Origin of the sequence: Bradyrhizobium sp. CCH5-F6 (assembly GCF_001556045.1) — a bacterium.
Lineage (GTDB): Bacteria > Pseudomonadota > Alphaproteobacteria > Rhizobiales > Xanthobacteraceae > Bradyrhizobium.
On the sequence record NZ_LSIC01000201.1, the window covers coordinates 1 to 12228 of the forward strand.

Genomic DNA, 12228 nt, shown 5'->3' on the forward strand with positions numbered 1-12228 from the left:
ACCCCTCATCCGGCGCTTCGCGCCACCTTCTCCCACAAGGGGAGAAGGGAAGAAGAGAGCATCCCATCATGGAAGGCGTCACGATCGTCGATCATCCCTTGGTGCAGCACAAGCTGACGCTGGTCCGGGACAAGTCCATCTCGACCAAGTCATTCCGCGAGCTGATCAAGGAGATCGGCATGCTGCTGTGCTACGAGGTGACGCGCGACCTGCCGCTCACTGACACCGTCATCGAGACACCGCTGGCGACGATGCATTCGGCCAAGATCGCCGGCAAGAAGCTGGTGTTCGTGCCGATGCTGCGCGCCGGCACCACCTTCGTCGACGGCATGATGGACCTGGTGCCGACCGCGCGGGTCGCGCATATCGGGCTCTACCGCGAGCCCCACAGCTTTGCCGCGGTGGAGTATTTCTTCAAATCGCCATCCGATCTCAGCGAGCGTCTGGCGATCGTGGTGACGCCGGTGGTCGCCACCGCCAACACCGCCGTCGCCGCCATCGACCGGCTGAAGGAGCGCGGCGCCAGGGATATCCGCCTCGCCTGCCTGATCGCCGCGCCGGAGGGCCTCGAACGGCTGCGCGGATTGCATCCGGACGTGCCGATCTGGACGGCGGCGGTGGATGAAGGCCTCGACGAGAACGGGTTCATCCTGCCGGGCCTCGGCGATGCCGGCGACCGCGCTTACGGGACGCGGTAGTTCAGAGCACAATGAGTGTTAGGTCGGTCGGCTGTCCGTGGGTTACCTCTCCCTAGCGGGGAGAGGTGCTCGAGTTCTGGGGCTCGCACCAGTTCAAACAAACCCGTCCCGCTTCAAATCTTCCCGCCGCCGCAGATTCCTTTCAGCGCCTGCCACTCCTTGTCGGTGAGCAGCGGCGGGCCGCTGGCGGGACGATCCTCTTTCGTCATGCGCGCGAGGCGGTCCTCGGTCAGCGGGTGGCTAGCAAGGATCGTGGTGAGGCCGGAGCCGCCTTCCTTGCCGGTGATCCGGAACATCAATTCGGCCGCCGGCTTGGGCGAACGGCCGAGCGCATGCATGATCTCGATGGCGAAGGTGTCGGCGCCGGTCTCGGCTTCGCGCGAATAGGAGGCCTCGACCAGGCTGCGCGAAGCGAAGATCACGGCCGAGGAGCCTGTGACGTCGCCGAACAGGAGGCCGATCAGGAACGAGGTGCCGCCGTTGTAGATCAGACCGCGCATGTTGTCGTGATGCTTGAGATGGCCGAGTTCGTGGGCGAGGATGCCGGCGAGTTCGTCGGGACTCTCGGCCTTGTCGAGCAGGCCCTTCAGCACGAACACCTTGCCGCCCGGCAGCGCGAAGGCGTTCGGCACCGAGGTCGGCAGCACGCCCGCCGTCATGGTGTCGTCGAGGCCGGCCGCATCGCGCAGCCGGTTGACGAGCTTGGTGAACGCGGCCTTGCCCGCGGGGTCTTCACAGACGCTGCGGCCGAAAATGGTCTTCATCTGCACTTCGGCGGCATCGCCGATGCGCCGTTCGACCGGCTTCGGCACCAGCGGCGCGAGACGATCGGCGGCGAGCGGCACGCCGAACAGGACGACGCAGACGATGGAAACGGCGGCGGCCACCGACCACCCCACGATCTTTGCAGTGCCGCGGCGCGTGGTCTGCTGCTCGTCGAGATGCAGGCAACGCGCGGTCACGTCTGCCGCCAGTGCCGCGTCGCGGATTTCGAGCCGCGCCAGGGACGAGGCCGACGTGCAGGCCAGGCGCAAAACGCCGGCCGGGCCGTCGGCGCGGCGGATATCGGCATAGGCCCAACGAACGGGTGCTTCGCCGTCCTCGGCGATTTCGAGCGCATCACCGAGCGCCAGCGTTACCTGACGCCTGCGGTTCGAGACGCCGTCGAAGAAGATGGTCGGCTTTGGGGACCCCGCCGGGACCTCGGTGGACACGTCACTCACGGCTCAAAATCCTGCAACATCCAGTCCATCGGCAAACCCTTCGCCAAGCGCACCGGCGAGCTCGCCGCGACCACGCACATTCGCCGCGGCCGCGATGTCGTGCACCTCGACGGTTTCCAGCACCTTGGCCCAGAGATCGCGCTGGAGATAGACGCGCATGACGATGTTGATGGCAAGCGCGACGGCGAAATAGCCGATGACCATCATTGCCACCACCGGGATGCTCTTCGCGCCGTCACCGGGCTCGAATACCTGATCGACCGGCACGCCGGTGAGCTGGACGACGAGCAAGGTGCCGACGACCATGTAAGCACCGAACGCGGCCGAGAGCAGCATCCACCAGCCGACCACCTTCCAGTACAGGCCGTAGAAGGCGTCATGAGGCAGGTTCGAGGACAGGCTGACGCCGCCGATGCGAATGCCGTCGAGCCACCAGCGCCACTCGCGGGCCTTGAACTCGGCATAGAAGAACGGCGCGAGCGGGAAGATCACGAGCGCGACCGGGCTGAGCAGCCACAGCCACCAGCCGCGCTTGAAGAATGTCCAGCCGTCGCCCTCGAAATCGCCGGAGAGATCGCCGTAATGGGTGTGCTGCATCTTGTAGCGCTCGAGCGCGGCCGCCCGCCAGGGCAGCGCCAGGCCGAGCGTCAGGAAAACGAGCAGGCCCCACAGCATGGCGCGGGCCGCATAGGCCCAGCCCGAGCCGTCCATCCAGAAGCGCACGCCGCGCCAGACCGTGCGCGTCAGGCGATAGCGCCGCGCGCGAAAAATCGCGAATTGGCCGAAGGCGTAGAAGCCGATGAACAGCGGCAGCGAGGCGAAGCCCTGCCATCGCTCGAACTCGATGCCGATGAGGAAATAGGCGAGATAGATCGGCACCAGGATCGCGAGTGCGACCAGGAAGCCGATCAAAAGCTCCTTGGCCCGCCCGGTGTATTCGGCTGCATCGCCGTCGATCGCAGTGTTGGCCCACAGATGGCGACGAATGTCGGTGACCAGCCAGAACCGGTAGAAACCGAAGGTGACGAGCTCCAGCATGGCACCCTTGGTCACCATTCTCCGGAAACCGGAGCGGTCGCCGGAGAAATCGACCCGCGTCGGCGGCAACGGCGGCGGTAAGGGTTCGGAGCCGATGGGGGTCCATTGCATGTTGTTCACGACGGCAACCTCTGGATGCGGGTCTGCTACGGCCAAACTATAGATCAAGGGTTAGTCGATCCCCAACATGGCCGGGTTCGATTTACCTCGATTCCAATCGGTTTCTGGCAAGATTCCTCAACCGAGAGCGTGCGGAAGATCACGCTCGCCTGGCGGCGTGACGGCCGTCCGACGCTCTCGTGAAAACTGGACGTGGCAAAACTCTCCCTTGCCCCGACGCAGACAACCGGATGTAATTGCAGATCAAATACCGCAGCGCAGAATTCAACGACGCGCGGTTGATGCAGGGAGAGCGGTCATGCATGGGACCATCGAGAGCGCGGCCAAGCTCGACGCGCTTCGCGCGCGCGCCACGTCATTGCCGCTGGAGCAATTCGACCCGGGCGATCCTGAACTGTTCAGGACCGATACGTTCTGGCCGTACTTCGATCGCCTGCGCCGGGAAGATCCCGTGCATTATTGCAAGGACTCGATGTTCGGGCCGTACTGGTCGGTGACGCGCTACAACGACATCATGGAGATCGAGACCAACCATGCGGTGTTCTCCTCCGCCTCCGCGCTCGGCGGCATCACCATCCGCGACATCGACCCGGATTTGCGTCGCGAGAGCTTCATCTCGATGGACCCGCCCCGCCATGCCGCGCAGCGCAAGACCGTGGCCCCGATGTTCACGCCGACGCATCTGGACAATCTCGCGATCAACATCCGCAAGCGCTCCGCCGAGTGCCTCGACAACCTGCCGCGCGGCGAGGTGTTCGACTGGGTCGATCGCGTCTCGATCGAGCTCACGACGCAGATGCTGGCGGTGCTGTTCGACTTTCCCTGGGAGGACCGCCGCAAGCTGACGCGCTGGTCGGACGTCGCCACCACCATTCCCGGTCCCGAGGGCCTCGTGGCCACCGAGGACGAACGGATGGCCGAACTGACGGAATGCGCCGCTTACTTCTCCCGCCTCTGGAAGGAGCGCAGCGAGCAGCCGCCGAAGAGCGACCTCTTGTCGATGATGGCGCATAGTGCCGCCACGCGCGACATGGACGCGAAGAACTTCCTCGGTAATCTCATCCTTTTGATCGTCGGCGGCAACGACACCACCCGCAACACCATGTCGGGCTCGATCTACGCGCTGAGCCAGCATCCGGAGCAGTATCGCAAGCTGCGCGAGAACCCCGATCTGCTCGACAGCTTCGTGCCCGAGGTGATCCGCTGGCAGACGCCGCTCGCGCATATGCGGCGCACGGCGCTCTCCGACTTCGAATTCCGCGGCAAGCAGATCAAGAAGGGCGAAAAGGTCGTGATGTGGTACGTCTCGGGCAACCGTGACGAGGAAGTGATCGAAAAGCCCTATGATTTCATCATCGACCGCGCCCGCCCGCGCACGCATCTCTCCTTCGGCTTCGGCATCCACCGCTGCGTGGGTCTCAGGCTTGCCGAGCTCCAGCTCAAGATCATTTGGGAAGAGATTCTCAAGCGTTTCGACCATATTGATGTGGTCGGCGAGCCCAGGCGGGTCTATTCGAGCTTCGTGAAGGGTCTCGAGACATTGCCGGTGAAGATTGCGGTGTAGATTCGCGGTAAGACGAACCTGAACGACACCCACACGGAAGCTGCGCCCACTCCCCCGCTTGCGGGGCCAACTGGAGCCACGACCATGAACATTCAAGCGCCGCTTAAAGTGGACAAGACCGAACGCATGCGCAGGGCCCGCGAGGAGGCCTATGCGACGCCGCTGTCGCAGTTCCATCCCGGCGCGCCCAGGCTGTTCCAGGACGACACGCTGTGGCCGTGGTTCGAGCGGCTGCGCAAGGAAGAGCCCGTGCACTACTGCACCAACGCGCCGATCGAGCCCTATTGGTCGGTGGTGAAATACAACGACATCATGCATGTCGACACCAATCACGGCATCTTCTCCTCGGATTCGACGCTCGGCGGCATCTCGATCCGCGACGTGCCGCCCGGCTATGACTGGCCGAGCTTCATCGCGATGGACCAGCCCCGGCATTCGGCGCAGCGCAAGACGGTGTCGCCGATGTTCACGCCGACACACCTCGACGAGCTGGCGAAGCTGATCCGCCAGCGTTCGCAGACCGTGCTGGACAACCTTCCGCGCAACGAGACCTTCAACTTCGTCGAGCGCGTCTCGATCGAGCTGACGACGCAGATGCTGGCGACCCTGTTCGACTTCCCCTGGGAAGAGCGGCGCAAGCTGACGCGATGGTCCGACGTGTCGACCGCGCTGCCCAAGAGCGGCATCGTCGCCTCGGCCGAGGAGCGCCGCCGCGAGATGGACGAGTGCTACGCCTACATGTCCAAGCTGTGGAACGAGCGCGTCAACTCCGCGCCGCGCAACGACCTGCTGTCGCTGATGGCCCACAACGAGGCCACGCGCCACATGGACCCCGACAATCTGATGGGCAACATCATCCTGCTCATCGTCGGCGGCAACGACACCACGCGCAACACCATGACCGGCTCGGTACTGGCGCTGAACGAGAACCCTGAGCAGTACGACAAGCTCCGCGCCAATCCGGCGCTGATCGATTCCATGGTGCCGGAAGTGATCCGCTGGCAGACGCCGCTGGCACATATGCGGCGCACCGCGCTGCAGGATACGGAACTCGGCGGCAAGCACATCAAAAAAGGCGACCGCGTCGTGATGTGGTACGTCTCGGGCAACCGCGACGAGGAGATGTTCGAGAATCCGAACGACTTCATCATCGACCGCCCGCGCCCGCGCACCCACCTCTCCTTCGGCTTCGGCATCCACCGCTGCGTCGGCATGCGTCTCGCCGAGCTGCAGCTCCGCATCGTCTGGGAAGAGATGCTGAAGCGCTTCGACCGCATCGAGGTGGTGGGCGAGCCCAAGCGGATCTATTCGAGCTTCATCAAGGGGTATGAGAGCCTGCCGGTGCGGATTCCGGGGTAGGGCGAGCCGCCTCTTCAACCTCCGACGTCATGCCCCGCGAAGTCGGGGCATCCAGCACGCTGCGGCTTCTCGGCTCAAGCACTGCTGTCTCTGGAATACTGGATTGCCCGCCTTCGCGGGCAATGACACTGAGGGTGGGGCTTAGAAAGCGCGCCTCACACCCTCCTCATCTCGAAAGTGCTGGCCCAGCTATAAAATTCCGGCATGACAGGTCGCGCCAGATGCGAAGGCAAGGCGGCGCGCGGCTGTTCTAGGACACAGCGGACCTAGCTCAGCCTGATGTCCCACAGGCCTTCCTTGCGGCAGGCGGCGACCTCCTCGCGCAGGAGGGCGGTGATGGCGAGCGAGGCGGTCGAGGCCGGGCGATCGATCGGAGAGGCAAAGATGAGCTCGCGCGTCATCGGCTTGGAGACGGGCGCGGTTTCAAGCCGCCCGTCCGCGACCTCGCCGTGGACCGACGAGGGCGGCAGCAGCGCGAAGCCGAGGCCTTCTTCGACGAGGCTGGTCAGCACGCGGAACGAATCCGCCTCGAGCTGGACGTTGAGCTTGATCTTGCGTTGCGCGGCGGCGTGCTCGATCAGGGCCCGGAGGCCGTGGGAATGACTGGGCAACACCAGGCGCTGGCGCAGCAGCCAGCCGATATCGACGCTCTTCTTGCGCGACAGGCCGCAGCCGCGCGGACCGACCGCGACGATGTTGTCGCGGCCGAGACTCTCGACGTTGAGATGCAGATCGGCCGAGCGGCCGTAGAGGATGGCGAGATCCATCTCGCCGCGATGCAGCCATTCGACGAGATGGCCGCTGTAGCTCTCGACGATGCGCAGCGAGATGCCGGGAAATTTCTCGACGCAGCGCCGCGCAAAGCGCGCCGACAGCACGCAGCTCACGGTCGGAACCAGGCCGAGCACGACCTGGCCGGACGGCGGCCCCTTGGCCGACTGGATGTCGTCGCGGATCTGGTCGATCTGCCGCACGATGCCGGAGGTGCGAGCGAGCAGAAGCCGGCCGGCCTCGGTCAGCACCATGCCGCGGCCGTTACGGGTGAACAGATCGGTGCGCAGCTCGTGTTCCAGGAGCTTGATCTGGCGGCTGAGCGCCGGCTGCGCCACGCGCAGCGTGTCGGAGGCCTTGGAGAGGCTGCCGAGCTCCGCCACGCAACTGAAGGTCCTGAGCTGCCGGAAATCCATGCTTGCCAATCCTGGAAGGCTACTTCATACGCTATAGCAAATGAGCATAGGGGGCTGGCGTTGTTTTCACAACGCCAGGGGATTGGCCGGCGTTATCTTAACTGCCGCCATCGATTGGAAACGCCATGAGTCAAGAACACCACACCGAAGACTACGCCGACATCCGCGATGCCGTCGCCAAGCTCTGCTCGCAGTTTCCCGGCGAATACTGGCGCAAGCTCGATCGCGAGATGGCCTATCCCAAGGCGTTCGTGGATGCGCTGACCGAGGCCGGCTATCTCTCGGTGCTGATCCCCGAGGAATATGGCGGCGCCGGCCTGAAGCTGTCCGCTGCGGCGGCGATCCTGGAGGAGATCCAGCGCGCGGGCTGCAACGGCGGCGGCTGCCATGCCCAGATGTACACGATGGGCACCGTGCTTCGTCACGGCAACGACGAGCAGAAGGCCAAGTATCTGCCGAAGATCGCGAGCGGCGAATTGCGGCTGCAGGCCTTCGGCGTCACCGAGCCGACCAGCGGCACCGACACCTCCTCGCTGAAGACGTTCGCGCGCAAGGACGGCAACGACAGCTATATCGTCAACGGCCAGAAGATCTGGACCAGCCGCGCCGAGCATTCCGACCTGATGATCCTGCTGGCGCGCACGACTCCGAAGGAGCAGGCCAAGAAGCGCACGGACGGCCTGTCGGTGTTCATCGTCGACATGCGCGAGGCGAAGAACAACGGTCTCGAGATCCGCCCGATCCGCACCATGATGAACCACGCCACCACCGAAGTGTTCTTCACCGACATGAAGGTGCCCGCCGAGAATCTGATCGGCGAGGAAGGCAAGGGCTTTCGCTACATCCTCTCCGGGATGAATGCCGAGCGCATCCTGATCGCGGCGGAATGCGTCGGCGACGCCAAATGGTTCATCGCCAAGGCGACCAACTACGCCAAGGAGCGCAGCGTTTTCGGCCGGCCGATCGGCCAGAATCAGGGCATCCAGTTCCCGATCGCCAAGGCCTACGCCTCGATGCGCGCGGCCGAGCTGATGGTGAAGGAGGCCACGCGCAAATACGAGGCCGGGCTCGACTGCGGCGCCGAGGCCAACATGGCCAAGATGCTCGCGGCGGATGCATCCTGGGAAGCGGCCAATGCCTGCATCCAGACCCATGGCGGCTTCGGCTTCGCCGAGGAATACGACGTCGAGCGCAAGTTCCGCGAGACGCGACTCTACCAGGTGGCGCCGATCTCGACCAACCTCGTGCTGTCCTATGTCGCCGAGCACGTGCTCGGCATGCCCCGCTCGTATTGAGGCGGCCATCATGGGAGCACTTGACGGGATCAGGGTGATTGCGGTCGAGCAGGCGGTCGCGGCGCCGTTCTGCTCCTCGCGCCTGGCGGATGCCGGCGCGGAAGTGATCAAGATCGAGCGGCCCGAAGGCGATTTCGCCCGCGGCTACGATGCGGCGGCCAAGGGCCAGAGCAGCTATTTCGTGTGGCTCAACCGCGGCAAGCAATCCGCAGTGGTTGATCTCACGACGAAGGAAGGCCGCGCCGAGCTGGAGAAGCTGATCGCCAGCGCGGACGTGCTGATCCAGAACCTCAAGCCGGGCTCGATGGACAAGCTCGGCTTCTCGCGCGAGCGGCTGTTGAAGGACTATCCGAAGCTGATCTCGTGCACCATCACCGGCTATGGCGACGAAGGCCCTTATGCGCACCGCAAGGCGTATGATCTGCTGATTCAGGCCGAGAGCGGACTTGCCTCGATCACCGGCAACCCCGACGGCGCCTCGCGCGTCGGCATGTCGATCGTGGATGTGGCGACCGGTGCGACCGCACATGCGGCGATCCTGGAAGCGCTGATCGCGCGCGGGCGCACCGGCAAGGGCGCCGATATCCGCATCTCCATGTTCGACGTGATGGCGGACTGGTGCACCGTGCCGCTGCTCAACTCCGAAGCCGGCAACCCGCCCAAACGCATGGGCCTGCGCCATCCCTCGATCGCGCCCTATGGCGTGTTCACCTCGAAGGACGGCAAGGACATTTTGATCTCGATCCAGAGCGAGCGCGAGTGGAAGACGCTCTGCGCGAAGGTGCTGGACCAGCCGGACCTGCCGGCCGATCCGCGCGTCGCCAACATGGTCGAGCGCGTGCGCAACCGCGACTTCACCGACCAGACGGTGGCCGATAGTTTCGGCAGGATGACCCGAGACGAGCTCTTGAAGCGGCTGTCGGACGCCGACATCGCGTTTGCCGAGGTCAACACCATGGCCGACCTCACCAACCATCCGCATCTGCGCCGGATCGAGGTCGACACGCCGAACGGCCGTGTCAGCTATCCCGCGCCGGCGCCGATCATCGTCGGCGAGGCGCGCAGCTATGGCGCCGTGCCCGCGATCGGCGAAAATCCGAAGTCCAGGAAATAACAGAGCGAGGCGTCATGACCGAGAAGCTCGACATCGACCATTTGCGGCAATGGATCGGCCGCAGCACGGAGGCCACCGACACCGTCACTGCGCACCTCGTCATGGGTTTGCGCGCGACGCTGTTCCAGGAGGTCGGCGAACCCAAGAAAGGCGACGCTGCGCCGTTCACGGTGCATTGGTGCCTGGCGCAGCCGGTGTTTCCGATGTCGATGCTGGGGCCCGACGGCCATCCGACCCGCGGCGGCTTCCTGCCGCCGGTGCCGCTGCCGCGCCGGATGTGGGCGGGCGGCGAGATCGAATTCCTGCAGCCACTCTGTGTCGGCGATGAATCGACACGGACCTCCCGCATCGCCGATGTGCAGGTCAAATCAGGCTCGACCGGCACGCTGTGCTTCGTCTCGGTCGAGCACGGCATTTCCTCGCCGCGCGGCACGGCGATCCGCGAGCGGCAGGACATCGTCTATCGCGAGATGACGAGCAACGCGCCCGCTCCCGCAAAGGCCCCGCCCCCGCCGCCGAAGGCGCAGCACCGCGAGACCCATGTCTCGGATCCCGTGCTGCTGTTCCGCTACTCCGCGCTGACCTTCAACGGCCACCGCATCCATTACGACCGCGACTACGTCACCAAGGTCGAGGGTTATCCGGGCCTGATCTTCCACGGTCCGCTGCAGGCGGCGCTCATCATCGAGATGGCGGCCAAGCTTCGCGGCGGCAAGGCGCCGAAGAAGTTCACCTATCGCGGCCTGCAGCCGCTGTTCGAGGGCACGGAGTTCTCCGTCAACGCCAATGAGACCGAGGCTGGCATGGAGCTGTGGACCGCGAATGCGGAGGGGCAGCCGACGATGAAGGGCACGGCGGTGTGGTAACGCTCTCTCCTCGTCATTGCGAGGAGCGAAGCGACGAAGCAATCCAGACTGTCGCCGCGGCGGCAGTCTGGATTGCTTCGCTGCGCTCGCAATGACGGGTGGGTTGGCGGCGCCGACAAACAAGAGGGAACGGAAACCATGTCCAAGAACGGCAAGACCGGCAGCAAGTCCGTCACCGTGAAGCAGGCGACGCTCGGCCTGCTGCGGGCCTTCGGCATCGACAGGGTGTTCGGCAATCCCGGGTCGACCGAGCTGCCGTTCCTCAGCGACTGGCCTGACGACATCGACTACGTGCTGGCGCTGCAGGAGGCGTCCGCGGTCGGCATGGCCGACGGCTACGCGCAGGCGACGCGCAATGCCGGCTTCGTCAATCTGCATTCGGCAGCCGGCGTCGGCAACGCGCTCGGCAACATCTATACCGCGCATCGCAACCAGACGCCGCTCGTCATCACCGCGGGCCAGCAAGCGCGCTCGATCCTCCCGCTGCAGGCGTTCCTCTATGCCGAGCGCGCGTCGGAATTCCCGCGGCCTTACGTGAAATACAGCGTCGAGCCGGCGCGACCCGAGGACGTGCCGGCGGCGATCGCGCGCGCCTATTACACCGCGATGCAGCCGCCGTGCGGGCCGACCTTCGTGTCGATCCCCGTCGACGACTGGGCACATGCGGCGGCTCCCGTCGAGGCGCGCAAGGTCAGCCGCGAGATCGGCCCCGAGCCTGACGCGATGCAGGCGCTGGCGAAGGCGCTCGGCTCAGCAAAGCACCCTGCCCTCGTCGTCGGCCCCGGCGTCGACCGCGCCGGCGCGGTGGACCTGATGGTGCGACTCGCCGAGAAGGCCAAGGCCACCGTCTGGGTCAGCCCGTTCTCGGCGCGCTGCTCATTCCCCGAGCGGCATCCGCAATTCGCGGGCTTCCTGCACGCTTCGCCTGCGCAGCTGTCCGACGCGCTACGCGAGCACGACCTCGTCGTGGTGATCGGCGCGCCGGTGTTCACCTTCCATGTCGAGGGCCATGCCGCGATCTTCGACGGCGGAACGACGATCTTCCAGATCACCGATGATCCGGATGCGGCGGCGGTGACGCCGGTCGGCACCAGCATCATCGCCACGATGAAGCCGGCGCTCGCGACGCTGATCGAGTTGCTGCCGGAGAGCAAGCGCGCGGCGCCGAAGGGCCGCACGCTGCCGCCGGCACCGCAACCCGCCGATCCGCTGCCGGTCGAATTCCTGCTGCACGCGCTGTCGAAGGCGATGCCTGAGGGAGCCTCGCTGGTCGAGGAAGTGCCCTCGCATCGGCCGGCCATGCAGAAGTTCATGCCGATGCGCGGCCAGGACAGTTTCTACACCATGTCGAGCGGCGGGCTCGGCTACTCCCTGCCCGCCGCCGTCGGCATGGCGCTCGGCAAGCCGAACAGCCGCACCGTCTGCCTGATCGGCGACGGGTCGGCGATGTATTCGATCCAGGCGCTGTGGACCGCGGCGCAGCGAAAGCTGCCGCTCACCGTCGTCGTCATCAACAATTCCGGCTACGGCGCGATGCGCTCGTTCAGCCAGGTGATGCAGGTGCGCAATGTGCCCGGGCTGGAGCTGCCGGGCATCGATTTCGTGCGGCTCGCCGAAGGCATGGGCTGCCATGCGGTGCGGGTGACGAAGGCGGCGGAGCTTGGCGAAGCGCTGAAGCGCGGCATGGCGTATGCCGGCACGAGCCTCGTCGAGGTCGTCGTGGATTCGGCGGTGCCCGTGCTGTACGGGCAGAAGCATTGAGGT

The 12228-nt window shown here is 65.3% G+C and carries 10 protein-coding genes; 7 read left to right on the forward strand and 3 right to left on the reverse strand.

Features of this window, described 5'->3' with window-relative positions; genetic code table 11:
- Nucleotides 1-68: 68 nt before the first annotated feature.
- A complete protein-coding gene (gene upp, locus AX729_RS35645) occupies nt 69-698 on the forward strand; it encodes a uracil phosphoribosyltransferase (RefSeq protein WP_028134563.1) in 630 nt (209 codons plus the stop codon).
- Nucleotides 699-811: 113 nt separating this feature from the next.
- On the opposite strand, the gene AX729_RS35650 is transcribed toward upp, so the two are convergent.
- Nucleotides 812-1921, reverse strand: coding sequence for a M48 family metallopeptidase (locus AX729_RS35650; RefSeq protein WP_061029255.1), 1110 nt, complete (start codon nt 1919-1921; stop codon nt 812-814).
- A gap of 3 nt (nt 1922-1924) precedes the next feature.
- Entirely contained in the window at nt 1925-3070 is a 1146-nt protein-coding gene (locus AX729_RS35655; RefSeq protein WP_197433753.1) for a YjgN family protein, read from the reverse strand.
- Nucleotides 3071-3377: 307 nt separating this feature from the next.
- On the opposite strand from AX729_RS35655, the gene AX729_RS35660 reads away from it, so the two are divergent.
- Both AX729_RS35660 and AX729_RS35665 read left to right on the forward strand, forming a co-directional pair.
- Nucleotides 3378-4643 carry a cytochrome P450 gene (locus AX729_RS35660; protein ID WP_061029259.1) on the forward strand — a complete coding sequence of 422 codons (1266 nt, stop codon included), beginning with the start codon at nt 3378-3380 and terminating at the stop codon, nt 4641-4643.
- 84 nt (nt 4644-4727) lie between these two features.
- Nucleotides 4728-6002 (forward strand): cytochrome P450, encoded by a 1275-nt coding sequence (locus AX729_RS35665; protein ID WP_061029261.1) that lies wholly within the window; start codon nt 4728-4730, stop codon nt 6000-6002.
- Between the two features lie 266 nt (nt 6003-6268).
- On the opposite strand, the gene AX729_RS35670 is transcribed toward AX729_RS35665, so the two are convergent.
- Entirely contained in the window at nt 6269-7189 is a 921-nt protein-coding gene (locus AX729_RS35670; RefSeq protein ID WP_061029263.1) for a LysR substrate-binding domain-containing protein, read from the reverse strand.
- 125 nt (nt 7190-7314) lie between these two features.
- Between AX729_RS35670 and AX729_RS35675 the strand changes: the two genes are divergently transcribed.
- The 4 genes from AX729_RS35675 (at nt 7315) to mdlC (ending at nt 12225) form a co-directional block, all read left to right on the forward strand.
- The gene (locus AX729_RS35675; protein ID WP_061029265.1) at nt 7315-8484 is read left to right on the forward strand and encodes an acyl-CoA dehydrogenase family protein; all 1170 of its coding nucleotides are present in this window, start codon (nt 7315-7317) and stop codon (nt 8482-8484) included.
- Nucleotides 8485-8494: 10 nt separating this feature from the next.
- Complete coding sequence (locus AX729_RS35680) at nt 8495-9598, forward strand: CaiB/BaiF CoA transferase family protein (protein WP_061029267.1); 1104 nt, start codon at nt 8495-8497, stop codon at nt 9596-9598.
- 14 nt (nt 9599-9612) lie between these two features.
- Nucleotides 9613-10464 carry an HTD2 family dehydratase gene (locus tag AX729_RS35685; RefSeq protein ID WP_061029270.1) on the forward strand — a complete coding sequence of 284 codons (852 nt, stop codon included), beginning with the start codon at nt 9613-9615 and terminating at the stop codon, nt 10462-10464.
- Nucleotides 10465-10602: 138 nt separating this feature from the next.
- Complete coding sequence (gene mdlC / locus AX729_RS35690) at nt 10603-12225, forward strand: benzoylformate decarboxylase (protein WP_061029272.1); 1623 nt, start codon at nt 10603-10605, stop codon at nt 12223-12225.
- Nucleotides 12226-12228 lie beyond the last annotated feature (3 nt).

Bases quoted from the DNA above. Each gene is read 5' to 3' on its own strand.
- upp (WP_028134563.1), top strand. From the start codon at position 69: ATGGAAGGCGTCACGATCGTCGATCATCCCTTGGTGCAGCACAAGCTG.
- AX729_RS35655 (WP_197433753.1), bottom strand. From the start codon at position 3,070: ATGCAATGGACCCCCATCGGCTCCGAACCCTTACCGCCGCCGTTGCCG.
- AX729_RS35660 (WP_061029259.1), top strand. From the start codon at position 3,378: ATGCATGGGACCATCGAGAGCGCGGCCAAGCTCGACGCGCTTCGCGCG.
- AX729_RS35665 (WP_061029261.1), top strand. From the start codon at position 4,728: ATGAACATTCAAGCGCCGCTTAAAGTGGACAAGACCGAACGCATGCGC.
- AX729_RS35670 (WP_061029263.1), bottom strand. From the start codon at position 7,189: ATGGATTTCCGGCAGCTCAGGACCTTCAGTTGCGTGGCGGAGCTCGGC.
- AX729_RS35675 (WP_061029265.1), top strand. From the start codon at position 7,315: ATGAGTCAAGAACACCACACCGAAGACTACGCCGACATCCGCGATGCC.
- AX729_RS35680 (WP_061029267.1), top strand. From the start codon at position 8,495: ATGGGAGCACTTGACGGGATCAGGGTGATTGCGGTCGAGCAGGCGGTC.
- AX729_RS35685 (WP_061029270.1), top strand. From the start codon at position 9,613: ATGACCGAGAAGCTCGACATCGACCATTTGCGGCAATGGATCGGCCGC.
- mdlC (WP_061029272.1), top strand. From the start codon at position 10,603: ATGTCCAAGAACGGCAAGACCGGCAGCAAGTCCGTCACCGTGAAGCAG.